The following is a 25,848-nucleotide window of genomic DNA, read 5'->3' on the forward strand; positions in this document are numbered from 1 at the left end:
GACCCTGGAGCAAAGCGCGATGAAGCCTTTCCTACGACCACTCGTCCTCGTGACGGCCGTGGCCCTCACCGTCCCCCTTCTGACGGCCCAGTCGGCGAGCGCCGCTCCCTCCGACAGCCTCGTCCTGCGCTACGCGCTCGACGAGACGAGCGGCACGACCGTCGCCGACAGCTCGGGCAAGGGCCGCACCGGCACGCTCGTCAACGGAGCCGCTCCGCGCGGAGCCGCGGGCGTCGCCCTCGACGGGACCGACGACTACGTCAAGCTGCCCGACGATCTGCTCGCGGGCCTGAACTCGATCACGGTCAGCACCGAGGTCCTGGTGAACGCGAACCAGGGCACGCCCTACTTCATCTGGGGCCTCGGCAACACGACGAACGGCGCGGGGAACGGCTACCTCTACACGACGGGCAACGGCTACAAGGCTTCGATCGCCACCGGCAACTGGACCACCGAGCAGACCGTCAACTCCAACGCGAACCTCGCGCGCAGCGTCTGGAAGACCCTCACCTACACGCTCGACGACGCGAGCGACACCGCACGCCTCTACCTCGACGGCACCCAGGTCGCGCAGCAGACAGGAGTGACCATCACTCCCGCCGCGATCGGCAACGGCACCACCACAGCGAACGCGATCGGCCGCTCCGTCTACACGGCGGACAAGACCCTCGCCGGCTCGGTCCGCGACTTCCGCGTCTACAGCACGGCGCTCAGCGCGGCCGACGTCGCGACCCTCCAGGCCCCGGACAGCACGCGCGTCTCCCGCGACTCCGCCGCCCTGGACCTCGGGAGCCTCTCCTCGGTCTCCGCGAACCTCACCCTCCCGACGACCGGCCCCAACGGCTCCGCCATCGCCTGGGCCTCGAGCAACTCCGCGGTCGTCTCGACCAGCGGAGTCGTCACGCCGCCCGCGACCGGGGTCGCCTCGGTCGAGCTGACCGCCACGACCACCCGCGGCTCGGCCACGGCCACCCGCACCTTCACCGCCACCGTGCCCGCCAAGGACGTGAACGCCGACGCCCAGAAGGCGCTCGACGCCCTCTCGATCGTCAACTCCGGCGACGTCCGCGGCAACGTGACGCTGCCCGCGAAGGCCGGCTCCTACGACGTCGCCTGGTCCTCCTCGAACACGGCCGTGCTCAGCACGACCGGCGTCGTGAAGCGCCGGTCCGCCGCCACGCCCGTCACGCTCACCGCGACGATCGCCGGCACGACCGCGACCCGGCAGCTGCCCGTCACGGTGACCGCGGCTCCCGCGGACCTCGACACCGAGTACGACGCGGGCTACCTCTGGACCCACTTCGCCTCGACCGACTACGAGAAGATCTACTTCGGCTCCAGCACCGACGGTCTGCACTGGTCGAAGCTCAACAACGACAAGGCCGTGCTCGCCAACCTCGGCGGCACCCTCGGCGTCCGCGATCCGCACCTCGTGCGCTCCCCCACCGGCGACGAGTACTGGATCATCGGCACCGACCTGCACGCCGAGGGCACCGCTCCCGGCGGCACCTGGGACCAGACCAACGCGAGCAAGAACCTCGTCGTCTGGCGCTCGACGGACCTCGTGAACTGGAGCGATCAGAGCATCGTCTTCGCCGGCTTCCCCGACGCGGGCAACGTCTGGGCTCCCGAGGCGATCTGGGACGACACGACCGGCCAGTACTACGTCTACTGGGCCGCCCGCGACAAGACGCTGACCGGCGGAGCCTCCGCCCAGCGCGTCTACGTCTCGACCACGCGCGACTTCGTCGGCTTCTCCACCCCGAAGGTCTGGCTGGACGAGAACCCCGCCGCCGGCGGCGGGAGCCGCGGCAGCATCATCGACACGACCATCGCGAAGGAGGGGGACACGTACTACCGCTTCTCCACCGCCGACTGGCGCACGGTCGTCGACAAGGCCCCGAGCCTCGCCGGCCCGTGGACCCGCGTGATCGGCTTCGGCGAGGAGAAGTCCCGCGGCCTCTCCGACCACCTCGAGGGCCTCACCGTCTACCAGCTGCCCGACGGCCGCTGGGTCGTCATGGGCGACTCGTTCGGCTACTCCGCCTACGTCACCGACACCCTCGCGGACATGCGGTTCACGGCCCTGCCCGTCGGCACCACCGGCGCGAACACGTACTCGTTCTCGAAGCCCTTCCGCCACGGCTCGGTGCTCCGCCTCTCGAGCGCCGAGGAGGCGCGACTGACGGCCGCCTACGGCACCAGCAGCACCGGCCCCGCCGCGAAGCCGGTCAACGCGGCGGGTGAGATCCTCCGCTACACCTTCGACGGCGGCTCGGGCACCACGGTGCGCGACAGCTCGGGCAACAACCAGAACGGCACGCTGCCCTCGGGCGGCACCTGGAAGGACGGCGCCCTGCAGCTCGACGGCACCGACGACTACATCAAGCTGCCGAACGACCTGCTCGCCGGAGTGACGGACCTCACGATCCAGTCCGACGTCTGGATCGACCCCGCGCAGGGCGGCGCCTACTTCCTCTACGGCCTGGGCAACACCACGAACGGCGCCGGCGACGGCTACCTCTTCACCTCGGGCAACAACTACCGCACCAGCATCGCGACCGGGAACTACACCACCGAGCAGACCGTCGCCGGCGGCTCGGCACTCCCCCGCGGCACCTGGGCGCACCTGACGTACACGCTCTCCGGCACCACCGGCACGATCTACCTCGACGGAGTGAAGGTCGCCAGCGGCACCGTCACGACCGACCCGAAGGACATCGGCGGCGGCTCCACCTCGGCGAACTACATCGGGCGCTCGAACTACGACGCCGACAACCGCTTCCGCGGCCAGATCCGCGAGTTCTCGGTCTACAACCGGGCCCTCAGCGCCTCCGAGGTGCTCGCCGCCTCCGGCAACACGTCGGCCCTGGTCGACCTGTCGCTCAGCGGCGACGTCCTGAAGACGGCCCCGATCGTCGACTCGGCGAGCAGGACGGTCACCTTCCCCGTGAAGCCGGGGACCGACCTGACGAAGCTCACCCCGACCTTCTCCACCGCGGCCGGCGTCACGGCGAGCCCCGCCTCCGGCACCGTCCGCGACCTCTCCACCCCGCAGACGGTCGTGCTCACGCCGGCCGCCGGCGGCACCGCGACCACCTGGACCCTGAAGGCCGTCGTCATGAAGTCCCCCGTCCTCGCAGGCCTGAACGCCGACCCGAACATCGCGGTCTTCGGCGACACCTACTACCTGTACGCGACCTCGGACGGCTTCGCCGGCTGGGGCGGCAAGACCTTCTACGCCTGGTCCTCGAAGAACCTCATCGACTGGACCCGCTCGGAGCAGCCCTTCCTGACGCTGGACGGCGCGAACGGCAACGTGCCGTGGGCGACCGGCAACGCCTGGGCGCCGACGATCATCGAGAAGAACGGGAAGTACTACTTCTACTTCTCCGGCGAGAACTCCTCGCTGAACCGCAAGACGATCGGAGTCGCCGTCGCGGACAGCCCGATGGGCCCGTTCACGGCGCAGCCGACCGCGATGATCACCAACGGCGAGTCCGTGCGGTCCGGCCAGGCGATCGACCCCGCCGCGTTCACCGACCCGAAGACCGGCAAGAGCTACCTCTTCTGGGGCAACGGCGACCCGCTCTACGGGGAGCTGTCCGACGACATGCTCTCGATCAAGACCGGCACGATCAAGAAGATCAGCGGTCTGACCGACTTCCGCGAGGGCTCGTTCCTCAACTACCGCGACGGTCTGTACCACCTCACCTACTCGATCGACGACACCGGCTCCGAGAACTACAAGGTCGGCTATGCGACCTCGACCAGCGTCGACGGACCGTGGACCTACCGCGGCGTGGTCCTCGAGAAGGACCCGTCGCAGGGCATCCTCGCCACGGGCCACAACTCGATCGTCAACGTGCCCGGCACGGACGACTGGTACATCGCCTACCACCGCTTCGCCATCCCCGGCGGAGACGGCCAGCACCGCGAGACGACGATCGACCGGGTGACCTTCGACAAGACGACCGGTCTCATGCAGAAGGTCGTCCCGACCCTCACCAGCGTCGCGGCGCAGACGATCGTCGACACCGCGCCGCTCGCGGCCTCGATCACGGGGAAGGCGACGGTGGGCAGCACGCTGACCGCCTCCGCCTCCTCCCCGTGGACGGCGACCGGCTTCCAGTGGAAGCGCGGCGGGACCGCGATCAGCGGGGCGACGGCGTCGAGCTACACGCTCACCGCCGCCGACCGCGGAGCGACGATCTCGGTGGCCGTGACCGCCGCGAAGCCGCAGTGGACGCCGGCGACGGCCTCCGCCTCCGTCGGGCCCGTGACCGACTCGGCACCCGCGATCGCCGTGACCACGACCTCCACGACGCGCTGCGTCGCCGGGAGGATCGTCGTCACCGCGACCGCCACGAACCCGAACGCCTTCGCTGCGAAGATCGTGATCGGCACGACGTGGGGCTCCAAGAGCTTCGCCGACGTCGCTCCCGGCGCCACCGTCTCGGCCGCCTTCACCACCCGGGCGACGAGCGTGACCGACGGATCCGCGACCGCCACGGCGACCGCGTTCGTCAACGGGAAGCCGGCCACGGCCTCCTCGACCGCCCCCTACTCCGCGGCCGGCTGCAGCTGACCCGCGGGCACGACCCACACCCACTGAGATCGAGCCGGCGACGACGCCGGCCGGAGAACGGAGAACACCCGACATGAACACCCGATCCCTTCTGATCCGCGGAGCCGCCGGACTGGCCGGAGGCGTCCTCCTGCTCGGAGTCGCCGGAACGGCCTTCGCCGCCGACACCAACTACGGCAGCGACGACGTCGACGTCAACGTCGACATCGCCGACCTCCCCGGGACCGGCGCCCTCTCGATGACCGTCGCCGGCGACTCGACGACCCTGGCCGAGGACGGCTCGGACAACGTCCGCCGCCAGTTCACCGGCACCCTGCCGACCGTCACGGTCACCGACACCCGTGACGCCGAGGACGTCTCCCCCGACTCCGCCTGGTACGTCCTCGGCACCGCCGACGACTTCACCTCGGCCGACGGCTCCATCATCGGCGCCGAGAACCTGGGCTGGGCCCCGGCTCTCGTCGACGGCGGCGAGCTGGGCGAGGTCGCCGCGGGCCAGGTCGTCGACACCGCCATCGACGGCGGCGCCAACGGCCAGGGCCTGAAGGGCGAGGAGCTGCTCGCGATCGTCGCCAGCAACTCCCAGCAGGTCAACCCCGAGGGCTCCTGGAGCGCCGACGCCGACCTCTTCCTCCGCACCCCCGTGAACGTGGACGCCGGCGCGTACTCGTCCACCATCACCCTGTCGCTCTTCGAGTGACCCGTCGCGGCCGGGGGACGCACTCCCTCGGCCGCGATCCCACCACGGCCGACGCGGCCGGGCCCGCCCGCCCGGCCGCGTCGTGCTTCCCCCGTGCGACCATGAGGTTCTGATGACTGCTCCGCGCCGCTCCGCCGCTCCCCGCCGCCCGCTCCTCCCCGCGCTGCTCGCGCTGATCGTCGCCCTCCTCGGCGCGGGCGTCGCCCCGCAGGCCGTCGCGGCCGACGGAGCGATCACCTGGGCGGTCAGCCCCTCCACCGACGGCGTCCCCGACAAGCGCGCGTGGGTCGAGCTCGAGCTCGCCCCCGGCGCGAGCGCCTCGGACGAGGCGGTCGTGCGGAACCTCAGCGACCAGCCCGTGACCTTCAGCATCACCAGCGCCGACGGCTACTTCACCGACACCGGCCGCTTCAACATGCTGAACTCCGACCAGGAGTCGGTCGACGCCGGGCTGTGGATCTCCGCCCCCGAGACCGTGACCGTCGATCCGGGCAGCAGCGGCGTGGTGCCGTTCACCGTGACGGTCCCCGACAACGCCACCCCCGGCGACCACGCCGCCGGCATCGCCGCCTCCGTGCTCTCGCAGGGCACCGAGGCGGGAGGCGCGAACGTCGGAGTGGAGAGCCGCATCGGCTTCCGCGTGATGACCCGCGTGACCGGCGAGGTGACCCCCTCCTTCTCCGTCGAGGACCTGGCCAGCGACTACCGCCTCTCCTGGAACCCGTTCCAGCCCGGCTCCCTCTCGCTCGTCGCCGACGTGGTGAACACCGGCAACGTGCGCCTGCTGCTCGACGGCACGGCGAGCGCCCAGGGCGCCACCGCCCCCGTCGTCGCGGCCGACGCGCCCCAGCAGGAGCTGCTGCCCGGCGACCGGCGCAGCGTCTCGGTGCAGCTCGACGGCATCTGGCCCCTCTTCGGAGTCGGCGCCGACCTGACCATCGCACCGACCGTCGCCGCCGCCGATCAGGAGCCGGTCGCCACCGCTCCCGTGACGGAGTCGATCACGGTCGCCGCCGTGCCGGTCCCGCAGCTGCTCGTGATCCTCGGCGTCGCCCTCATCCTCGCGGCGCTGCTCGCCGGGCGCTCGCGCTCGCGCCGCCGCATCGCCGCCCTGGTGCAGCAGGCCAAGGAGGAGGGCCTGCGCGAGGGCGCGCGCGTCTCCTCCTGAGCACCCCCTCCGCTCGCTCCCTCCCCCTCCGTGCCGCCGAGGGGACGCCGGGCCGTCGGGGGGACCCGCTACACCGGGTTCCCCCGACGGTCCAGGGTTCGCTCACCGCGCGGCCATGCGTCAGAGTGAGCGGATGACCACCACCTCCCTGGAGGCGCCGACTCGGCGTCTCGGCCTCATCGCGCTCATCGCGACCCTCGGCGGCCTCCTCTTCGGCTACGACACCGGCGTCATCAACGGCGCCCTCGAGCCGATGTCGGCCGAGCTGGGCCTCACCGCGCTGACCGAGGGGGTCGTCACCAGCTCGCTCCTCTTCGCCGCCGCGATCGGCGCGATCTCGGGCGGACGCCTCGCCGACGCCCTCGGGAGGCGGACCACGATCCGCCTGCTCGCCGTGCTCTTCCTCGTCGGCGCCCTGGTCTGCGTGGTGGCGCCGGGCTTCGGCGTGATGGTCCTCGGGCGGGCGGTCCTCGGGCTGGCCGTCGGCGGCGCCTCGGTGGTCGTGCCGATCTACCTCTCCGAGATCTCCCCCTCCGAGATCCGCGGCTCGCTCGCCGGCCGCAACGAGCTGATGATCGTGATCGGCCAGCTCGCCGCCTTCGTGGCCAACGCCGTCATCGGCACCGTCTGGGGCGAGCTGCCCGGCGTCTGGCGGATCATGCTCGCCGTCGCCGCGCTCCCCGCCGCAGCGCTCCTGCTGGGCATGACCCGGGTCCCGGAGTCGCCGCGCTGGCTGATCGCGCACGGCCGCCGCGACGAGGCGCTCGGCGTGCTCACCACCATCCGGACGCCCGACCGGGCCCACGCGGAGGCGGAGACCATCGCCCGCTCGATCGGCGCGAAGGACGGCCCGAGGATCCCCCTGCTGCAGGCGCTGCGCGAGCGCTGGGCGGTGCGCATCCTGCTGGTGGGCATCGGGATCGGAGTCGCCCAGCAGCTCACCGGCATCAACTCGATCATGTACTACGGCCAGTCGGTGCTGAAGGAGGCGGGCTTCGACCACGACGGCGCTCTCGTCGCCAACATCGCGCCCGGGGCGATCGCCGTGATCGGCGGCCTGATCGGGCTGCGGCTCATGCAGACGATGAACCGCCGCACGACCCTCCTGCTCGGCTACTCCCTGACCACCGCGATGCACTTCCTGATCGGCATCGCCTCCGTCGCGCTCCCCGTGGGGAACCCGGCGCGGCCGTACGTGATCCTGGTGCTGGTCGTCGCGTTCGTGGGGAGCATGCAGACGTTCCTCAACATCGTCACCTGGGTGATGCTGTCCGAGATCTTCCCGCTGCGGATCCGCGGAGTCGGCGTCGGCATCGCGATCTTCTGCCACTGGATCACGAACGCGGTGCTCGGCCTGTTCTTCCCCACCCTCGTCTCCGGGGTCGGCATCACCGGCACGTTCTTCCTGTTCGGCGCCGTCGGCCTGCTCGCGCTCGTCTTCATCTGGAAGCGCGTGCCCGAGACCCGCGGCCGTGCCCTCGAGGAGGTCGAGGCGGGCGTCGTCTCCGGCGAGCTCCTGCGCCGCTGACGCCCGCCCCGGGATCCGCCTACTGGTAGGTGACGAGGTCGGGGAGGGGGCGGACCTCGGCCATGGTCTCGGCGGGGGTGAGCATGGGCGCGTCCTCGTCGTAGAAGTTCTTCCAGCCCCAGCCGATGCCCTCGGGGGCGCCCTCGTGCAGCGCGTCCCAGGTCGCCTGCTTGTCGGGCTGCGAGCCCTGGCCGTCGACGTGGATGAGGAACTCCAGCTCGGGCCGGTCGCGGCGGATGCTGTCGCGGTCCTGCAGCATCGACAGCCGGAACTGGTGCAGCACGAACATCTTCGGCGGCAGCCCCTCGCTCTGCACCAGGTCGGCCAGCCACTCCGACACGCTGTCGACCTCGGCGGCCGAGACGCGCCCGATCTGCTCCAGCGGCTTCTGGCCGGGCAGCAGGCGCCACTCCGGGTCGAGCGCGAGGCCGACGTTGGGCAGCGTCAGCAGATCCGCGTACTGCTTCGCCTGGGTGAGGAAGTCGGTCAGCCCCGACTGCAGGTCGAGCACCACGTACATCCCCGCCGCCTGCGCCGCGTCGATGTAGGGGCGGATGTCGGCGGCGTCGAGCTCGTTGGAGTAGTCGCCGTCCTTGCCGGGGTCGCCCGCCGCGACCGTGGTGATGATCTCGAGGCTCGGCACGACCTGCTTGTCGGTGAGCGCCCGGTACGGCTCGGCCACCGCCTCCGCCCGCGCGACCGTGGGCTCGAGGCCCTGCTCCCCCAGCACGCCGAGGACGGGAGCGCCCGGAGTGCCGTAGATCGCGACGAAGAGGTGCCCGCCGAACATCCGCTGCCCGCCGCCCGGCAGCTGCCAGCCGCTCGCGGCCGCGCGCACGGCCCACTCGGGCTCGGGCTGGGCGGCGAGCACGGGGCCGAGCAGCAGCGTGCAGGAGGCGTCGGCCTCGGCGATCGCGGTCACGGCTCCGCCCGAGGCGAGCAGGTCGTCGCCGTCGATCACGGTGACGGGGACGCCGGCCGCGCGGGCGGTCGCCAGAGCGGCGACGTCGGCGTCCTGCGCGCGGGCGAGGGCGTGCAGGCCGGTCAGGGCGTCGGCTCGGGCCGGGAGGGCGCCGAAGGGGGCGTCGGAGGCGGTGGACGGCGCGGCGGCGGCGAGGTCGGCGAGCGCCAGGTCGGTCACGGTCAGGCCGGACGCGGTGCTGAGGGCGGCCGCGTCGGAGGCGGAGGCGACGACGTCGACGCCCTCGGGCGCGGTGACGTCGCCGATCGCGAGCACGCGGGTCACGCCGAGGCGGGCGAACTCGGCGGCGAGGGCGTCGGAGGTCGGAGCGGTGGAGGACGGAGCGACGGACGGGGTCGCGGATCCGGTCACGGAGTCGGACGGGATCGCCGAATCGGACGGCGTCTCGGAAGCCGTGGATCCCACGGCCGCGGCGTCCGCGGTCGGGGCGGCCGTCGCTCCGGATCCCGCCGAGCCGACCAGCAGCGGCACGCCCCAGGCGATGCTCACCTGGGCGGCGCGCAGGCGCGACTCGGCGACGTCCTCGACCAGGACGACCAGCGGAGCCGCAGCGAACAGGGCCGCACTCGCGGCGAGCGCGTCCGGGGCGAGCGCCACCGGCCCGCTCGGAGCCGCAGTGCGGGTGCGGGGCGCCTCCTGCTGGGCGTCGTCCGGAGCGGAGGAGTCGGGCGTGCAGGCGCTGAGCAGCGGGAGCACCGCGAGACCGCCGATCACGACGCTGCGGCGCGAGAGCCCGGAGCGGGAGGGGACGGAGCGGGGTGTCGAGGGCATGGCAGGCCTCTCCTCTCGGAGCCCGATCGGGGCTCTCTGGTGCGTGGCTGGTCCTCTCGACTATCGCAGGCTCGGCGGCGGTGAGCGCCGAGGGGGCCGTCCCGGGCGCGCCTCCGAGGCCGTCCGGACAGGCAGAAGGGGAGCGGCGCCGCAGCACCGCTCCCCTCCGAGAGGCTGGATCAGACCGTGCGGGGAGCCTTCGCGAGGTTGGCCTCGAGCTCCTCGCGGTTCTGCCGCACCACGTAGGCGGGGCGGTCGCGCTCGACCCGCCACGACTCGCTCAGCGGCGTGATCGCGACGGTGTCGAAGCCGATCCGGTCGTAGAGGTCGGTCACGAAGTGGATCGCCTCGGGGTAGTCGCTCGACGTCGCGAGAGCGCGGCGGTCGGGCGTGCCGGCCGGGGTGCCGTCGGTGGTGATGTCGGCGGCCATGATGTGGTTGAACGCCTTGACGACCTTCGACTCCGGGAGGTGCTGCTGGAGCATCTCGCTGGTCGTGGTCTCGCCCTTGTCGAGCGCCTCGATGCGGCCGTCGCGCTCGAAGTAGTAGTTGTTCGTGTCGAGGACGATCTTGCCGGCGAGCGGGGCGACCGGCACCTCCTCGAGGTTCTTCAGCGGCACCGTCACCACGGCGATCTCGGCGGCCTCGGCCGCCTCCTGTGCCGTGGCGGCGCGGGCCTTCGGGCCGAGCTCCGCGATGAGGTCGGCGAGGGTCTCGGGGCCGCGCGAGTTCGCGATGACCACCTCGTCCCCGAGGGCGATGACCGCCCGTGCGACCTGGCTGCCGATGTTGCCTGCTCCGATGATTCCGTACGTCGTCATGCTGAGGAGAACGCGGAGGGTGCCCCGGCATTCCGCTCTGCGGTGTTCTCCCACGCCGCACACAGGTGGGCCCGTCCCTCCAGTAGCCTCGGTCCTCGGGCGCCGCTGCCCGAGAAGGAGTCCGTGATGCCGCAGTACGACCTCCCGCTCGACCTCCTCGAGCAGTACGCCCCCGAGATCGCCGAGCCCGCCGGGTTCGCCGAGTTCTGGCGCGACACGATCGCCGAGGCGAGGGCCGTCGCGACCGAGCCGCGCCTCGAGCGGGTCGACGCCGGCTTCGGACTGCTCGACACCTTCGACGTCACCTACTCCGGCTTCGGCGGCCACCCGATCCGCGCGTGGCTGATCCTCCCCCGCGGCGTCGAGGGCCCCCTCCCCGGGCTCGTGACCTACATCGGCTACGGAGGCGGCCGCGGGCAGCTCGCGGAGTGGACCGCGATGTCGGCCGCCGGCTACGCGCACCTGGTCATGGACACCCGCGGCCAGGGGTCCGGGCACCGCTCCGGAGCCACGCCCGACCCAGTGGGCAGCGGGCCGCACGTCTCCGGCTTCATGACGCAGGGCATCGAGTCGCCCGCGGAGCACTTCTACCGCCGCGTCTTCACCGACGCCGTCCGCGCGCTCGACGTGCTGCGCGCGCACCCCGCGGTCGACGCCTCCCGCGTGGCCGTCTCGGGCGGCAGCCAGGGAGGCGGGATCGCTCTCGCCGTCACCGGGATCCTGGGCCTGCTCGGCGAGTCGGAGGCGGCGCGCGCCGCGATCGTCGACGTGCCGTTCCTCTCCCACATCCCGCACGCCGTGCGGCTGGTCGACACGATGCCGTACGGCGAGATCGTGCAGTACCTGCACACCCACCGCGGCGCCGAAGCGCGCGTGTTCGACACCCTCTCGTACTTCGACGGCACCTCCTTCGCCCCCTACGCGCAGTCCCCCGCGCTGTTCTCGGTGGCGCTCCGCGACGACATCTGCCCGCCGTCCACCGTCTACGCCTCCTACAACCGCTACGCCGGACCCCGCGAGATCCGGGTCTACCCCTTCAACGGCCACGAGGGCGGCGAGGCGTTCCAGATCGGCGAGCACGTGCGCTTCCTGGGGCGTGAGCTGGCGTAGGAGGAGGAGCCGCTCGGTCTGCGGACGGGGGCGGTGCTCCCCGGCGCATCACCCGTTCCGACTCTCGATCATCGCGCTGCCGATGCGGTCCTCGAGGTCGACCAGCTCGTCGAGGACGTCGCCGACCACCCAGACCTGCCGGGCGCCTCGACGGGCGCCGCTTTGTGACGCCGTGCGTCGCGCTCGGTACCCGTTCGCGGCTCCGCTGGGCACTATCGACTCCATGACCCGCCAGATCCGCTTCAACGCCTTCGACATGAACTGCGTCGCCCACCAGTCCTCGGGCATGTGGCGCCACCCCCAGGACCAGTCCTGGCGGTACAAGGACCTCTCGTACTGGACCGACCTGGCGAAGCTGCTCGAGCGCGGCACGTTCGACGGCATCTTCATCGCCGACGTGCTCGGCACCTACGACGTCTACGGCGGCTCGAACGAGGCGGCGATCCGCCACGGCGCGCAGGTCCCCGTCAACGACCCGATCCTCCTCGTCTCGGCGATGGCCGCCGCGACCGAGCACCTCGGCTTCGGCATCACCGCCGGCACCGCCTACGAGCACCCGTACCCGTTCGCGCGGCGCATGTCGACGCTCGACCACCTGACGAAGGGCCGCGTGGGCTGGAACGTCGTCACCGGCTACCTCCCCAGCGCCGCCCGCAACATGGGCCACGAGGACCAGCTCGAGCACGACGACCGCTACGACGTCGCCGACGAGTACCTCGAGGTGCTCTACAAGCTGTGGGAGGGGTCGTGGGAGGACGACGCGGTCGTCCGCGACCGCGAGTCCGGCGTGTTCACCGACCCGGCGAAGGTGCACGAGATCGGGCACCGCGGCAAGAACTTCACCGTCCCCGGCATCCACCTCTCGGAGCCGTCGGTGCAGCGGACCCCCGTCATCTACCAGGCGGGAGCGTCGCCGCGCGGCATCCGCTTCGCGGCGGGCAACGCGGAGGCGATCTTCGTCGCGTCCTCGACGAAGGCCGGCCTGAAGGCGACCGTCTCGCGCATCCGCGACGCCCTCGAGGCGGCAGGCCGCGACCGCTACTCCGCGAAGATCTACACGCTGCTGACGATCATCACCGCCGAGACCAGCGAGGCCGCGCACGAGAAGCACCGCGACTACCTCTCCTACGGGAGCGAGGAGGGGGCGCTGGTCTTCATGTCGGGCTGGATGGGCATCGACCTGTCGCAGTACGACCTCGACGAGCCGATCGGCAACGTGAAGAGCAACGCGATCCAGTCGGCCGTCGCCAACTTCCAGGAGGCGAACGAGGACGGCTCGGAGTGGAAGGTCCGCGACATCGCCAAGCTCAGCGTGATCGGCGGGCTCGGCCCGTTCGTCGTCGGCTCGCCCGCGGAGGTCGCCGACCACCTCCAGGAGTGGGTCGAGGAGACCGACGTGGACGGGTTCAACCTCGCCTACGCGATCACGCCCGGCACCTTCGAGGACGTGGTGGAGTTCATCGTGCCGGAGCTGCGAAGCCGCGGCGCGTACCCGGAGGAGTACGTCGAGGGGAGCCTCCGCCAGAAGCTGCACGGCCGCGGCGACCGGCTGCCGGAGGAGCACCTCGGCGCCGGCTTCCGCTACGCGCCGGCGGCGGTCTGACGACAGGGGGCGCCGGGCGGCCGGTGGGGGGCAGGGGTCTCGATACGCCGCTCCGCGGCCGCGCCGGACGCACGAGCACCCCGCCGCGATGCGCGACGGGGTGCTCGTGACGTGCGGAGGGGCTCAGCCCTCGAAGGTGGCGTCGAGCGTGATGTCGACTCCGGTGAGCGCCTTGCTGACGGGGCAGGTCTCCTTGGCCTCGTCGGCGGCCTTGAGGAAGGCGGCCTCGTCGATGCCGGAGACCTCGCCGCTCACGACGAGCTTGATGCCGGTGAGCTTGAATCCGCCGGCCGAGTCCGGGCCGAGCGAGACGTCGGCGCGGACGTCGAGCGCCTCGACGGTGCCGCCGGCCTGGCCGAGGACGGCCGAGAACTGCATCGCGTAGCAGGCGGAGTGGGCGGCCGCGAGGAGCTCCTCGGGGCTGGTCGAGCCGTTGGCGTCGTCGGCGGCGCGCTTGGGGAACGAGACGTCGTAGGTGCCGATCTTCGAGCTCGAGAGCTCGACCTGGCCCTCGCCGGTCTCGAGCGAGCCGTTCCAGGCGGTGCGTGCGGTACGAGTGGGCATGAGTCCTCCTTGGGGGGGCGGGGAGAACCGTAGAACGATCGTTCTCCCCTGATGAGCCGAGCCTAGGTGGAACGCGCGGCGTCCTGCAACCACCGGCCTCGGACCCTCGGCGAGATGCCAGTCCGCGCGCCTCCGTCGGCGTGTCGCGTACGGGAGCGGCCTCGCGGAGGAGAGGACGGGGCCTCGGTTCAGTGCACGAGCTTCAGGCCGACGACGCAGCCGACGATCCCGAGGACCAGCAGCGTGCGCACGAGCGAGAAGCCCTCGCCGCCGAAGAACATGCCGTAGAGCACGGTCAGCGAAGCGCCGATCCCGACCCAGACCGCGTACGCGGTGCCGGTGGGCAGCTCGCGCATCGCGTAGGCGAGGCCGGCCATGCTCGCGACGACGCCGACGCCGAAGACGACCGACGGGCCGAGCCGCGTGAACCCCTCCGACTTGCCGAGGGCGGTGGCCCACACGGCCTCGAGGACACCGGAGAGGATGAGGACGATCCAGGACATGACAGCTCCTACGAGTCAGTCTTGTCGCGTTCCGGGTACTGCTCCCTCGTCCGGTCGCCGTCATCGGCTCCGGACAGTCTGCCCGTGCGCGCTGAGCAGGCCCTGGGCAGCGCGCGGCGGGAGCGGAGCCGCCGCGACCGCGACTCCGCCCGCCGCCGTCAGCGCGGCTGAGCCGGGTTCGTCGGCACTCCGTGCGAGGGCGGATTGATCGGCGGACCGGACGTCGCCGGCGAGACCGGCGATCCGGACGACGAGCGGGACACCTCGGGCAGCGACTCCGGCACGGTGCCCGCCGGCTCCGCTCCCCCGCGCAGCTGCTCGAGTCGCGAGTGCAGGATCGTCGTCACCGGCAGGCGGTGCCCGTGCGCCTCCTCGTAGGCGAGCAGAGCGCCGAGGCCGGCCTCGTCGAGCGGGCGGATGCGCTCCGCGAGCGTGCCGAGCGGGATGTCGTTCCAGTCGGGGAGCGGCAGCTCCTCGCGGGAGGGTGTGTCGGTCATTCGTGCTCCTTCCGTTCCCCCCATCCCACGCCCCGGACGGCCGTCCGCCCAGGGGCTTGACCGGTCGCGGGGCGAACGGGGCGGTCGGGAGGGACGGTCCGGCGGAGCGGCGGCCCCGCCGGGACCGTCAGCGGATCAGGCGGTGCGGCGGGACGAACGACGGGTCGCCAGGTGCACGAGGACTCCGACCACGAGGAGGATCCCCGCGTAGAGCCAGACGATCGGGTCCTGCTGGCTGAGGAGCAGCACGCACGAGGCGACGCCGAGCACGGGGATCGCCGTCCACACGCGGAAGTGGTCGTGCTCGACCTTGTCGCGCCGCAGCACGAGCACCGAGACGTTCGTGCTGATGAACACCAGCAGGAGGAGCAGCACCACGGTCTCGGCGAGGGTCGCCAGATCGCCGACCAGGGTCAGGAGGCACGCCGCCAGCGTGGTCACCGCGATGGCCACCCACGGCGTCCGGCGCTTCGGCAGGACGCGGCCGAGCACGTCCGGGAGGAGGCCGTCCTTCGCCATGCCGTAGGTGACACGGCTCGCCATGATCATGGTCAGCAGCGCTCCGTTGGCGACCGCGACGAGCGCGATCAGGCTGAACAGCCATGCCGGCACCCCGGCTCCGCTCGCCGTCACGACGTCGAGCAGCGGGGCGGAGGATCCGGACAGCTCGTCGGCGGGCAGCGCGATCGAGCTCGCGAGGCCGACCAGGACGTACACCGCACCGGCCGTCAGCAGCGAGCCGAACAGCGCGCGCGGGTAGACGCGGCTGGGGTCGCGGATCTCCTCGGCGATGTTGGCCGAGGTCTCGAAGCCGACGAAGGAGTAGTACGCGATGATCGCCGCGCCGAGCACCGCCAGCGCCGGCGCCTGCTCGGAGCTGAGCTCGACCGTGCGGGCGAGGTCGCCGCCTCCGCCCGCCACCAGCAGCGCGACGCATCCGATCACGATCAGCAGGCCGCCGACCTCGATCACGGTCATCACCGTGTTGCTGAGCAGCGACTCCGCGACGCCCCGCGCGTTGAGGCACGCGACGAGGATCAGGAAGACGATGGCCGTCGGCCCGGTCGGCACGTCGAGGAAGGTGCCGAGGTAGTCGCCGGCGAACGCGAGCGACAGACCGGCCGCGCTGGTCACTCCGGCCGCGAGCATGGCGAAGCCGACCAGGAACGAGACGATCGGGCGCTGGAAGGCCCGCTGCGCGAACACCGCCGCGCCTCCCGCCTTCGGGTACTTGGTCACCAGCTCGGCGTAGGAGCCGGCGGTCAGCAGCGCGAGGCCGAGCGCGAGCAGGAGGGGCATCCAGACGGCTCCGCCGACCTCCGCCGAGAGCGTGCCCATGAGGGCGTAGATGCCCGCGCCGAGGACGTCGCCGAGGATGAAGAAGTAGAGCAGCGGGCCGGTGATGCGGCGGCGCAGGGAGGTGCCGCCGGCCTCTCCTGTCGCGGGGGCGTCGCTCGTGGTGGCCATGTCGTCCTCTCGTCGCGCGCTCGGGAGCGAGCACGACGGGCCACGCTAGGGAGGAGGGGGCCGGGAGGTCGAGAAGGTTGACCGGGTGGGGCCGAGGGCGCTACACGCGCGGGGCGTCTGCGGAGCGGGCGCCTGCGGGCCGGGGCGTCTGCGGAGCGGGCGCCTGCGGGCCGGGCGCGAATTGCGGGCCGGGCGCGAATTGCGGGCCGGGCGCGTTCCGCGGGCCGGCGGCGTTCCCCGATCGGGCACCGCATGCCGCGCCCCGCGCCGGCCGCTAGCCGAGGACGACGTGCTCCCCGCCGCGCTGCTCGGCGATCTCCTCGCCGACCTCCTCCGCCTCCTGGCGCGACTCGTGGTGGCTCAGCGGGACCCGGGCGTGGGCGATGCGGTTGTGCCAGCCCTGCTCGTCGGAGTAGGTCTCGATGGGGAGGACGGTCGTGGTGCTCATGGTGCTCCTTCGTGGTGGTTCCTCCATGGCACCTCGCGCCCCCGCCGCTCGGGAGAGGGTTGACGCGAGTCCGTGTCTCGAGCAGGACGGAGGCGTCTCGGCGGCACACCAGCGAGCGGCGGCGGCGCGGCGTGTCAGGGCGAGACCATGCCGCCGTTCACGTTGAGGGTCTCGCCGGCGACGAAGCTCGACTCGGCGGACGCCAGGAACACGTAGGCCGGGGCCTGCTCGGCGGGCTGCGCGGCACGGCCCATCGGCGACTCGCTGGAGCCGAAGTCGGGCAGGCTCTCGGGGTCGACGCCGCCGCTCACCTGCAGGGCGGTCCACGTCGGGCCGGGCGCCACGACGTTCACGCGGATGCCCTTCGCGGCGAGCTGCTGCGCCAGGCCCTTCGAGAGGTTGTTGATCGCGCCCTTCGTCATCGCGTAGTCGAGGCGGTCGGGGGCGGGCTTGTGCGCCTCCGCCGACGCCGTGTTGATGATGGTGGCGCCCGCGGGCAGGTGCGGGAGGGCCGCGCGGATGATCCGGAACGGAGCGAAGACGTTGACCGCGAAGGTCGCCTCGAACTGCTCGTCGGTGATGTCGAGCAGGTCCTCCTTCCAGATCTGCTTGCCGGCCACATTGACCACCGCGTCGAGCCCGCCGAGGCCCTCGACCGCCTCCGCCACGAGCCGCGTGCAGTACTCGGCACTCGTGAGATCGCCGGGGATCGGCACGGCGGTGCGCCCCTCCGCGCGGATCAGCCCGATCACGTGCTGCGCGTCCTCCTCCTCGCTCGGGAGGTAGGCGAGGGCGACGTCGGCCCCCTCGCGGGCGAAGGCGATGGCCACGGCTGCGCCGATCCCGGAGTCGGCTCCCGTGATGAGCGCGCGGCGGCCCGCGAGCCTGCCGGTACCGCGGTAGCTCTCCTCGCCGAGGTCCGGCACCGGGGTCATCCGCGACTGCAGCCCGGGCTCGGGCTGCTGCTGGACCGGCGGAGTCACGTCCGGGTACCGGGTGGCGGGGTTCGTGAACGTGTACTGGTCGGGCATTGCTCCTCCGTCCGCGGCACCCGGATCGGGCCGCTCCCCTCCATCCCAGGCGAGCCGCGCCTCCGGGGCCACCCCGTGCACGGGCGGGCGGCGCTGTGGTAGCCGGCGCCGCGCCTGCGCTGAGGACCGGCACGGCGACCCGGACGTGCCGGTGCTCCGCTCCGCGGATGAACACCGGACGACAGTGGGCTCCCCCGCGCGCCGACGCCGCGCGGGCGTGCGAGGCTTGATGGTCGTCCCCCTCCCGCCCGCCCCCGACCTCAGGACACCGTGAACCCTCAGGACACCGCGAAAGCCCCCGCCTTCCCCTGGATCGGCCTGCTCACGCTCGCCGGCGCCGTCTTCGTCTCCGTGACGAGCGAGTTCCTCCCGACCGGGCTCATCCCCGACATGTCGCGCGACCTCGGGGTGAGCATCTCGCTCACCGGCCAGCTCGTCACGATCTTCGCCGCGACCGTCGTCGTCGCGACGACTCCGCTGACCCTGGTGACCCAGCGCTTCTCGCGCAAGAGCCTCCTCCTCGTGGCGCTGTGCACCATCGCGGTCGCCAACGTCCTCGCCGCGCTCGCCCCCACCTTCGGGCTGCTCATCGGCGCGCGCATCCTCGGCGGGCTCGCCCACGGCCTCTTCTGGGCGATCGTCGCCGCCTACTCCGCGCACCTCGTCGCTCCGGAGCAGCTCGGCCGCGCGACCGCGATCACGGCGGGCGGCGGATCCGCGGCCTTCGTCCTCGGCGTCCCCCTGGGCACGGCGCTCGGGCACGCGTTCGGCTGGCGGCCCACCTTCGCGATCCTCGGCGGCGTCGTGCTCGTGCTCGCGCTGATCGTGGTGAAGTTCCTGCCCGCGGTCGACCACCACATCCCGCTGCGGACCGGCGAGATCCGCCTGCCGGCGCGGAAGGACCGGACGCTCCCCCGCATCATCGGCGTCTGCGTCGTCATCCTGCTGGTGCTGATCGGCCAGAACACCCTCTCCACCTACATCACGCCCTGGCTCGAGAACGCCTCCTTCGCCCCCGACACGGTGCCGCTCGTGCTCTTCGCGTTCGGCGGCGCAGGGGCGGTCGGACTCGTCCTGGCCGGCTTCGCGACCGACCGGTTCCCCCGCTCGGGCTTCGTGGTCGCCGCGATCGCGGTCGTGCTGGCGCTCGCGGGCCTGGCCGTCGCCGCGGGCACCGGCGCCGCCACGGCCGTGGTCGTCGCCGCGGTGATCTGGAACATCGCGTTCGGCGGCATTCCGGCGATGCTGCAGACCCGGATGCTGCGCACCTCCTCCTTCCAGCTGCGGAGCCTCGCCGCGGCGCTCCAGACGACGGCGTTCAACATCGGCATCGGCGGCGGCGCGGTCGTCGGCGGGCTGGCGATCGACGCGAGCGGGCTCGACGTGCTGCCGTGGGTCGCGATCGTCATCGTCGCTGTGGGGCTCGTCGTCAGCCTGATCGTCGACGCCCGGGCGACGGCGGCGGTGCGGGCGGAGGCGGTTCCTACTCGCTGATCCTGTTCACAACGAAGGTAGAACGTGCTCCGGCGCGCGCCGATCCGCGTGTTCACGCTCGAGCTGGAACGTTCTTCCTCCGTTGTGAGCACGGCGACCCTCCTCCGCCGCGAACACAGCGGCGTTCCTCCGGCGCGAGAACGACGCCTTCCTCCATTCCGTCACGGCGACGTTCCTGCGTCGTGAACGCCGGCATTCCTCCGGCGCGAACACCGGGATGTCGTCCGCACGGCCGACGCGGCGCCGCTGGGAGCACGGGATACGGTCGAGGGATGAGAGACGGAACCCGATGAGCTCGAGCACCCTCGAGCCGCCGCTGGCCCTCCCCTACTACGGGGCTCCGCCGATGGCGGCGCTCCGCCGCTTCTTCGGCAACTACCTCCGCTTCCGCGGGAGGGCGAGCCGGGCCGAGTACTGGTGGATCATCCTCCTCGGCAGCGTCCTCACAGGGCTGATGCAGCTGGCCGACGGCGGTCCGTGGCGCCTCGACTTCACGCTGACCCCGTACCCGAGCGGCGCGCCGTTCCAGACCTTCTGGGTGTCGCTCGCCGCGGGCGCGATCGCCCTGGCGACGTTCCTCCCGTCGCTCTCGCTGATCTGGCGGCGACTGCACGACGTGAACCGCAGCGGGCTGTGGATCCTCGCGATCCTCGTGCCGATCGCCGGCTACGTGTTCCTGCTGATCCTGTTCGTGCTGCCGCCGCGGCCGGAGGGCGCGCGGTTCGACTGAGCGGCGGACGCGTCGGCGGTGGGGTGCCGGACCCGGTCGCCGAGTCGGCAGCCGGCTGCCAGGCCGGCACCTCGGCAGTCAGGTCGACGAGCCGGTCGTCAGACCGGCCCCCTACGCGCACCAGTCGCGCGACCGCCCGTTGACGCTGCGCGCGGTGTCGCCGGTGCCGAGGTCGACGAGCACGGTCGAGGTCGCGCTGAAGCCCGGCTCGCCCGGGTAGTCGTCCGGCCGGCCCTCCACCGAAACGGTCTCGACGGCGAGGTACTGCCCGTTCGGCGAGAGGCAGACGCCGCGTATGCGCCCCGTCGGCGAGGTGCGGAACACCTCCGAGGTGCCGGACGCGTCGACGCGGACGACGGAGTACTGGGTCGCGCCCGTCTCCGGTGCGTACTCGGCCTCGAGCTCGACGTAGCTCCCGGAGTCGAGGAGCAGGATCTGCACGGGCGACGCGGTCGCGCTCACGTCCGCCGGGGGGAGGGCGAGCGTCTCGACCGAGCCGTCGGCCAGGTCGATCAGCGAGCCCGACTCCGGATCGGCGACCACGAGCCGGTTCGCGCCGGGCACGAATCCGCGCAGCTCCGCGTGCTGCCCGAGCGGGCTGATCGAGCCGGGCGTCAGCAGGTCGAGCAGGAGCACCGTGTCGTCGAGCGAGTGGGTGACGACCGAGGTGGTGCCGGGCACGAACATCCAGTCGCGCGCCCGCAGCGGCCCGCCGTCGATCCCGAGCACGGGGACCGCCTCGGCCTTCTGGTCGGTGAGGTCGTAGGAGTAGAGGGCGCGGTCGAGCGGGCCCGACGGCGCCTGCCCGGTGAAGGTCCAGCCGAGCACGCCCTTCTCGGGCGAGGAGTGCAGCTCGCGCACGGTCCCGGGGCCGGGCAGCGGAATGACGCCCTCGGAGCCGGTGTCGAGCGTGACCGTGCGGAGGAGGTTCGTGTCGTCCGGCTCGATGGTCACGACGACCAGCACCGGGCCGACGACGGCGTAGTCCTGGATCCGGTCGGCCGCGACGAGGACCCGGGCGTCGCCTCCGGAGAGCGGGCGGACGCGGACGGCGTCGGGCTGCGAGGGGTCGTCGGCGGTGCGATCGAGGGTGAAGAGGTCGGGGTCCTTCGTGGTGAAGGAGGCGGAGACGTCGGCGGCCGAGCCGGTCGCGGCGCTGCGGGCGTCGTCGATCCCGATCTCGTAGCGGGTGGCGTAGCGGAGGGTGTCGGTGAAGGTGACGGTGAGCACGCCGCCGTCGAGCTCGGCGGTGTGCGGGGCGTCCGGAACGACGCGGACGCGGTCGAGCGCGTCGGGCTCGAGCGCCTGGTCGAGGTGCAGGCGGGCTCGGGAGCCGTCGCGCTCGACCACGCCGTCGGTGCTGACCTCGAGGGAGGCGACCCGGGGCCCCTTGGCGACGGTGGCGGCGGTCAGGCCTCCGACCGCGAGGACGAGCACCGCGACGACCGCCCAGAACAGGCGGGGGAAGCGGGAGGCGCCTGCGGAGTCGAGGCCGGGAGCCCGCCGCGCGCCGCCTCCGGCCCGTCGCCCGCTCTGCGCCGACGTGCCGCCGCCGGGAGACGCGCCGCGCTCGGGAGTCGCGCCGCGCTCAGTAGACATACGGCATCGCCGGCTCGTCGATCGGAGTGAGCGCCTCCGGCTCCAGCACGACCGCCTCGGCGCTGGTGACGCTCGGGTTCGCGCCGAAGCCCCCGCTCGCCTCCAGCCACTGCCCCTCCGACCAGGTGTCGGCCCAGCCGGCCTGGTAGACCGGCACGCCCACCGGCTGCGCGTCCACCGCGCAGCAGGTGACGACGAAGCGGGCGATGTAGAAGACGTTCTCGGGGTCGGAGGCGTCGGGGGTCACGAATCCGCTCACCGTCGCCGTGCGGCCGGCGAGGAACTGCTCGCTCGCGCCCTGACGCAGCAGGGTCGCCCAGTCGCGCACGCTGAAGGAGGCCGTGTCGCCGGTGGGCGCCGCGGCGGTCACGGAGGCGTCGACGGCGCTGGTGTTGACCTCGCGCTGCGTCGCGGTCGAGGCGGTGAGGGCGGCCGGCGGGAGCACGAGCAGGGCGACGGCGGCGGAGGCGATCACCGCGACTCCGGCCGCGACCGCGACCACCCGGCGCCAGGGGCGGGCGGGCACGGGGGCGTGGAGGTGCTCGACGTCGTCCTCGTGCTCGTGGGCGTCCTCCTCGGCGCCCGGCACGACCGCGAACGCCGCGATCAGCAGCACTCCGGCGATCACCGCGAGCACCACCGAGAACTCGAAGTAGCGGGGGTGGATGTAGAGGCCGAGTCGGCCGGTCGCCGCGAGCCACAAAGTCGAGACGACGCCGATCAGGCTGAGGACGACGCCCTTCCAGCGAGCGAGGAGGCGCTCAGAGCGCATAGTTCACCGCCAGTCCCAGCACGGCCGCGGCGAGGGCGACCAGCACGGTGACGCGCACCAGCGTCGCGGCCGAGAACGTGGTGCGGAGCAGCGCGAGCATCTTGACGTCGATCATCGGGCCGAAGACGAGGAACGCGATGATGCCTCCCGGCAGGAACGTGGAGCCGAACGAGAGCACGAAGAACGCGTCGACGTTCGAGCAGATCGAGATGACGAAGGCGAGCACCATCAGCGCCAGCACCGACCAGAGCGGGTCGCCGCCGAGCGTGGTCAGCACGTCGCGCGAGACGCCGACCTGGATCAGCCCCGCGATGGCGGCGCCGACGAACAGCGCCGGCATCATCGCCCCGGTCTCCTCGGCGAACAGCAGCACGCTGCGCCGGGAGCGGTCGCGGAGGGAGCGGGAGGGCCGCTCGCCCGCCTCGCAGGCAGCGCGGAAGCGGTCGGTGAGCAGGCTCATCGGCTCGGAGTGGCGGCTGAAGATCCAGCCGACGAGGTTCGCGATCGCGAAGCCGCCGACGATGCGCCAGACGAGGATCCCGTCGGCCCAGCCGAAGGCCTGGTAGGTCGTGACGATGGTGATCGGATTCACGATCGGCGCGGCCAGGAGGAACGTCATCGACTCCGACACCGAGAGGCCCTTGACGATCAGCCCGCGCGCGAGCGGCACGTTGCCGCACTCGCAGACCGGGAGGAGCACGCCGAGCAGCGAGATCACGAGGCGCCGCGGGAGCGCCCGCTTCGGCAGGATCCTCAGCAGCACGGCCTCGGGCACCCACAGCTGCACCGCGATCGAGAGGACGATGCCGAGGAACACGAACGGCAGCGACTCGATGACGACGCTGATCGAGAGGGTGAGGAAGTCGCGCACCGCGTCCGAGAGGGCGTCGCCCGCCGCGTCCGGGGCGAGCAGGCGCGTCGCCACGAGGACGGCGACCAGGGCGAGCCCGAGGAGCGGCCCGCGCCGCGACCGCCGGGCGCCCGGGGACGCGCGGGTCGGTGCGGCGAGCGCGGATTCGGGGGACATCCCGACCCATCGTAGGCGGGGTGCGGGCGCGGGCCCCGGGCAGGCGTGCGGCGCTGCCGGGTACGCGGACAGAGGGTCAGCGCACGACTGTCCAGAAGTTGTCGCACTCGAGGGGCGAGTGCGACAACTCGTGGACACTCGCGGGAGCAGGCACGTCCGGGGCGGGGCGGCCGGCGGGTGCAGGATGAGCGCATGCCCGCCTCCCCCGCGCACCCCCTCCGCGTGCGGATGCAGCCGCGCGCGATCGACGAGGCGCACCGCGTCTCGAGTCCGCTCGAGCTGCTCGTCGACCTGACCTTCGTCGTCGCGATCGCACAGATCGCCCAGCAGCTCGCCCATGCGACCGAGGAGGGGCACCTCGCCGAGGGGCTCCTCCCCTTCGGCATGGTGTTCTTCGCGATCTGGTGGGCGTGGATGAACTTCACCTGGTTCGCCTCCGGGTACGACACCGACGACGTGCCCTACCGGCTGCTGACCCTCGCTCAGATGGGCGGCGTCCTGGTGCTCGCGGCCGGAGTCCCCGCCGGCTTCGAGGAGGGCGACTACCGCGCGATCACCATCGGCTACGCGATCATGCGTTTCGCGCTGGTGAGCCAGTGGATCCGCGTCGCCGTGTCGACTCCGGAGCACCGCACCTCCGCCGTGCGCAACGCCGTCGGCTTCTCGATCGTGCAGGTCGGCTGGCTGCTGAGGCTGCTCCTGCCCGAGGAGGTCGGGGTGGTGAGCTTCCTGCTCCTGGTCGCCTGCGAGCTGGCGGTGCCCCTCTGGGCGCAGCGGGCGGGCGACGCGAACTGGCATCCGCACCACGTCGCCGAGCGGTACGGGCTGTTCACGATCATCCTGCTCGGCGAGGGCGTCCTCGCGGCGGTGATGGGCGTGCAGCGGGCGGTGACGGAGTCGGGCGTCAGCACCTCGCTCGTGCTGGTCGCGGCCTGCGGGCTGGTGATCGTGTTCGCGCTGTGGTGGCTGTCGTTCTCGCATCCCTCCGGCGAGCTGCTGGAGCGGCGGCGCGGGCTCTCCTACCGCTGGGGCTACGCGCACTTCGCGGCGTTCGCGGCCCTCGCGGCGCTGGGATCCGGGCTGGAGGCGGCCGTCGCCGCGACCGCGGGCCACCTCGAGGCGTCCGACACGGTGATCGGCGCGGCCGTCGCGGTGCCGGTCGCCGCCTTCGTGCTGACCCTGTGGGCGGTGCACGCACCGCTCGGCGAGCACCAGCCGATGCCCGCGCGCCTGGCGCTCCCCGGTGTCGCGCTGGCGCTCGCGACTCCGCTCGTGGCGGGACTGCTCGGCGTGGGCGGGGTGCTGGTCGCGCTGGCCGCGGTGTCGGCGGGGCTGGTCGCCGCGGTGGTGGGGCGCGGGCGCACCGCGGAGTGACGGGGTCGGCGGGCGAGGCGCGGAGCCGTCGCGAGAGGCGCGTCCGTCACCTCGAGACACCGCCCTCGTCGGCGAGACGCCGGCCTGGCGGCGGTGTCCCGGCGGGGGCGGAACGCCTCGGCGAGCGCACCGCGGCAGCGGCTACCCCCGGCGCGGCAGCGGCTCCGGGCGGCGGGGCACCCAGCAGCGGACGCGCGAGCGGTAGCGCTCGAAGTCGGCTCCGAAGCGGGCGGCGAGGTCCGCCTCCTCCAGCGGGCGCACGGCCTGGTTCCAGACGACGGCGCCGAGGAGCGCGTACAGCACGACAAGCCACGACGAGAGCAGCAGCCCGACCGCCACTCCCTGCACGATGCCGGCGACCGCCATCGGGTTGCGGACCCAGCGGTAGGGGCCGGCGATCACCAGCCGGTTGGTCATCGCGATCGGCAGCGGCGTGCCGTCGCCGAGGAGCGACATCGTGAGCCCCGACCAGATCCCGAGCGCGCTCGCCGCGACCAGCAGCAGGACGCCGACGCCGACGACCGCGGGCGGCGCCACTCCGAGGCCCACGCCCCAGCGCTCCTCCAGCGCGGCGATCACCAGCGGGACGACGACCAGCGCGCCACCCCAGAACACCGCGATCTGCCCGAGGGTCGCGGCGAGGTGCGATCCGGGTCGGCGGCCCGCGGTCGCGACCCGGAAGGAGAAGGGACCGGAGGCGATCCAGCGCGTGGGCACCCGGCCGAGCAGGAGCAGGCACGCCGCGACGACGGAGCCGCCCGCCGCGGCGAGCATCGCGACGACGCCCCAGCCCGCCTCCCCCGTCGGGGTGGCCCAGACGGCCAGGGCGACCGCGACGAGGAGCGTCCAGGCCGTCGCGGTGACGGCCGCCCAGCGGATGCCCGTGGCGGCGAGAGCGGAGGCGCCGACGAACAGCGGGAGGTCGAGAGCCGCGACAGGGACGGGATCGAGGCTGCCGAGCGTCGCGATCCGCACGGCGGGGACGAGCGCCACGGCGACCCACCAGGCCGCGCCGCCGAGGGCCTGCACGGCGAAGTAGAGGCGTCCCCAGGGCATGGCTGCACGGTACTT

The 25,848-nt window shown here is 72.7% G+C and carries 22 protein-coding genes and 1 riboswitch; of the genes, 9 read left to right on the forward strand and 13 right to left on the reverse strand.

All coding sequences use genetic code 11. The features are described from left to right. Positions 1 to 19: 19 nt before the first annotated feature. The 4 genes from GSU40_RS15045 to GSU40_RS15060 all read left to right on the forward strand — a co-directional run bounded on the left by GSU40_RS15045 (position 20) and on the right by GSU40_RS15060 (position 7,984). On the forward strand, positions 20 to 4,588 hold the full coding sequence (locus GSU40_RS15045; RefSeq protein WP_160035610.1) for a family 43 glycosylhydrolase: 4,569 nt from the start codon (positions 20 to 22) through the stop codon (positions 4,586 to 4,588). A 73-nt stretch (positions 4,589 to 4,661) separates the two neighbouring features. Further along, on the forward strand, positions 4,662 to 5,288 hold the full coding sequence (locus GSU40_RS15050; RefSeq protein ID WP_160035613.1) for a hypothetical protein: 627 nt from the start codon (positions 4,662 to 4,664) through the stop codon (positions 5,286 to 5,288). Between the two features lie 112 nt (positions 5,289 to 5,400). After that, positions 5,401 to 6,456 (forward strand): DUF916 domain-containing protein, encoded by a 1,056-nt coding sequence (locus GSU40_RS15055; RefSeq protein ID WP_104345795.1) that lies wholly within the window; start codon positions 5,401 to 5,403, stop codon positions 6,454 to 6,456. 133 nt (positions 6,457 to 6,589) lie between these two features. Then, positions 6,590 to 7,984, forward strand: a complete 1,395-nt coding sequence (locus GSU40_RS15060) for a sugar porter family MFS transporter (RefSeq protein WP_244229508.1) — start codon at positions 6,590 to 6,592, stop codon at positions 7,982 to 7,984. A gap of 19 nt (positions 7,985 to 8,003) precedes the next feature. On the opposite strand, the gene GSU40_RS15065 is transcribed toward GSU40_RS15060, so the two are convergent. Together GSU40_RS15065 and GSU40_RS15070 are read right to left on the reverse strand one after the other, a co-directional pair. After that, complete coding sequence (locus GSU40_RS15065) at positions 8,004 to 9,737, reverse strand: hypothetical protein (protein WP_160035615.1); 1,734 nt, start codon at positions 9,735 to 9,737, stop codon at positions 8,004 to 8,006. Between the two features lie 179 nt (positions 9,738 to 9,916). Continuing rightward, positions 9,917 to 10,558: an NAD(P)-binding domain-containing protein gene (locus tag GSU40_RS15070; protein ID WP_104227021.1), complete on the reverse strand. Its 642-nt coding sequence runs from the start codon at positions 10,556 to 10,558 to the stop codon at positions 9,917 to 9,919. A 126-nt stretch (positions 10,559 to 10,684) separates the two neighbouring features. Here GSU40_RS15070 and GSU40_RS15075 point away from each other — a divergent pair, with 126 nt between their 5' ends. Further along, a complete protein-coding gene (locus GSU40_RS15075; RefSeq protein WP_160035617.1) occupies positions 10,685 to 11,668 on the forward strand; it encodes an acetylxylan esterase in 984 nt (327 codons plus the stop codon). A gap of 48 nt (positions 11,669 to 11,716) precedes the next feature. Here GSU40_RS15075 and GSU40_RS15080 read toward each other — a convergent pair whose 3' ends face one another. Further along, positions 11,717 to 11,881: a hypothetical protein gene (locus GSU40_RS15080; protein ID WP_160035619.1), complete on the reverse strand. Its 165-nt coding sequence runs from the start codon at positions 11,879 to 11,881 to the stop codon at positions 11,717 to 11,719. 10 nt (positions 11,882 to 11,891) lie between these two features. Here GSU40_RS15080 and GSU40_RS15085 point away from each other — a divergent pair, with 10 nt between their 5' ends. Beyond that, positions 11,892 to 13,271 carry an LLM class flavin-dependent oxidoreductase gene (locus GSU40_RS15085; RefSeq protein WP_104222379.1) on the forward strand — a complete coding sequence of 460 codons (1,380 nt, stop codon included), beginning with the start codon at positions 11,892 to 11,894 and terminating at the stop codon, positions 13,269 to 13,271. A 123-nt stretch (positions 13,272 to 13,394) separates the two neighbouring features. Here the strand turns inward: GSU40_RS15085 and GSU40_RS15090 are convergent, their stop codons facing one another. The 6 genes from GSU40_RS15090 to GSU40_RS15115 form a co-directional block, all read right to left on the reverse strand. Next, positions 13,395 to 13,835: an OsmC family peroxiredoxin gene (locus GSU40_RS15090; protein WP_104247811.1), complete on the reverse strand. Its 441-nt coding sequence runs from the start codon at positions 13,833 to 13,835 to the stop codon at positions 13,395 to 13,397. Positions 13,836 to 14,023: 188 nt separating this feature from the next. Then, entirely contained in the window at positions 14,024 to 14,338 is a 315-nt protein-coding gene (locus tag GSU40_RS15095; RefSeq protein WP_104222377.1) for a multidrug efflux SMR transporter, read from the reverse strand. Between the two features lie 9 nt (positions 14,339 to 14,347). Next, positions 14,348 to 14,411, reverse strand: a riboswitch (guanidine-III (ykkC-III) riboswitch). A gap of 85 nt (positions 14,412 to 14,496) precedes the next feature. After that, complete coding sequence (locus GSU40_RS15100; RefSeq protein ID WP_160035621.1) at positions 14,497 to 14,835, reverse strand: hypothetical protein; 339 nt, start codon at positions 14,833 to 14,835, stop codon at positions 14,497 to 14,499. A 135-nt stretch (positions 14,836 to 14,970) separates the two neighbouring features. Continuing rightward, positions 14,971 to 16,302 carry an APC family permease gene (locus GSU40_RS15105; RefSeq protein WP_160035623.1) on the reverse strand — a complete coding sequence of 444 codons (1,332 nt, stop codon included), beginning with the start codon at positions 16,300 to 16,302 and terminating at the stop codon, positions 14,971 to 14,973. Between the two features lie 274 nt (positions 16,303 to 16,576). Continuing rightward, the gene (locus GSU40_RS15110) at positions 16,577 to 16,750 is read right to left on the reverse strand and encodes a DUF2188 domain-containing protein (RefSeq protein ID WP_159940661.1); all 174 of its coding nucleotides are present in this window, start codon (positions 16,748 to 16,750) and stop codon (positions 16,577 to 16,579) included. 134 nt (positions 16,751 to 16,884) lie between these two features. After that, on the reverse strand, positions 16,885 to 17,781 hold the full coding sequence (locus GSU40_RS15115; RefSeq protein ID WP_104263331.1) for an SDR family oxidoreductase: 897 nt from the start codon (positions 17,779 to 17,781) through the stop codon (positions 16,885 to 16,887). Positions 17,782 to 18,051: 270 nt separating this feature from the next. Here GSU40_RS15115 and GSU40_RS15120 point away from each other — a divergent pair, with 270 nt between their 5' ends. Together GSU40_RS15120 and GSU40_RS15125 are read left to right on the forward strand one after the other, a co-directional pair. After that, the gene (locus tag GSU40_RS15120) at positions 18,052 to 19,275 is read left to right on the forward strand and encodes an MFS transporter (protein ID WP_104226411.1); all 1,224 of its coding nucleotides are present in this window, start codon (positions 18,052 to 18,054) and stop codon (positions 19,273 to 19,275) included. A 289-nt stretch (positions 19,276 to 19,564) separates the two neighbouring features. After that, positions 19,565 to 20,005, forward strand: coding sequence for a DUF805 domain-containing protein (locus GSU40_RS15125; RefSeq protein ID WP_160035625.1), 441 nt, complete (start codon positions 19,565 to 19,567; stop codon positions 20,003 to 20,005). Between the two features lie 111 nt (positions 20,006 to 20,116). Here GSU40_RS15125 and GSU40_RS15130 read toward each other — a convergent pair whose 3' ends face one another. From GSU40_RS15130 to GSU40_RS15140, 3 genes are read right to left on the reverse strand one after another with little or no spacing between them, the layout of a single operon-like run. Beyond that, entirely contained in the window at positions 20,117 to 21,604 is a 1,488-nt protein-coding gene (locus GSU40_RS15130) for a hypothetical protein (RefSeq protein WP_160035627.1), read from the reverse strand. After that, the gene (locus GSU40_RS15135) at positions 21,594 to 22,376 is read right to left on the reverse strand and encodes a TIGR03943 family protein (protein ID WP_104226373.1); all 783 of its coding nucleotides are present in this window, start codon (positions 22,374 to 22,376) and stop codon (positions 21,594 to 21,596) included. Before GSU40_RS15135 ends, GSU40_RS15130 begins: the two co-directional genes overlap by 11 nt. Beyond that, entirely contained in the window at positions 22,366 to 23,403 is a 1,038-nt protein-coding gene (locus GSU40_RS15140; protein ID WP_104223382.1) for a permease, read from the reverse strand. The genes GSU40_RS15135 and GSU40_RS15140 overlap by 11 nt, the downstream gene beginning before the upstream one ends. Positions 23,404 to 23,595: 192 nt before the next feature. On the opposite strand from GSU40_RS15140, the gene GSU40_RS15145 reads away from it, so the two are divergent. Further along, on the forward strand, positions 23,596 to 24,777 hold the full coding sequence (locus GSU40_RS15145) for a low temperature requirement protein A (RefSeq protein ID WP_208543332.1): 1,182 nt from the start codon (positions 23,596 to 23,598) through the stop codon (positions 24,775 to 24,777). A 141-nt stretch (positions 24,778 to 24,918) separates the two neighbouring features. Here GSU40_RS15145 and GSU40_RS15150 read toward each other — a convergent pair whose 3' ends face one another. Continuing rightward, the gene (locus tag GSU40_RS15150; RefSeq protein ID WP_160035629.1) at positions 24,919 to 25,833 is read right to left on the reverse strand and encodes a methyltransferase; all 915 of its coding nucleotides are present in this window, start codon (positions 25,831 to 25,833) and stop codon (positions 24,919 to 24,921) included. Positions 25,834 to 25,848 lie beyond the last annotated feature (15 nt).

This window comes from Rathayibacter sp. VKM Ac-2805, assembly GCF_009834265.1.
Classification (GTDB): domain Bacteria; phylum Actinomycetota; class Actinomycetes; order Actinomycetales; family Microbacteriaceae; genus Rathayibacter.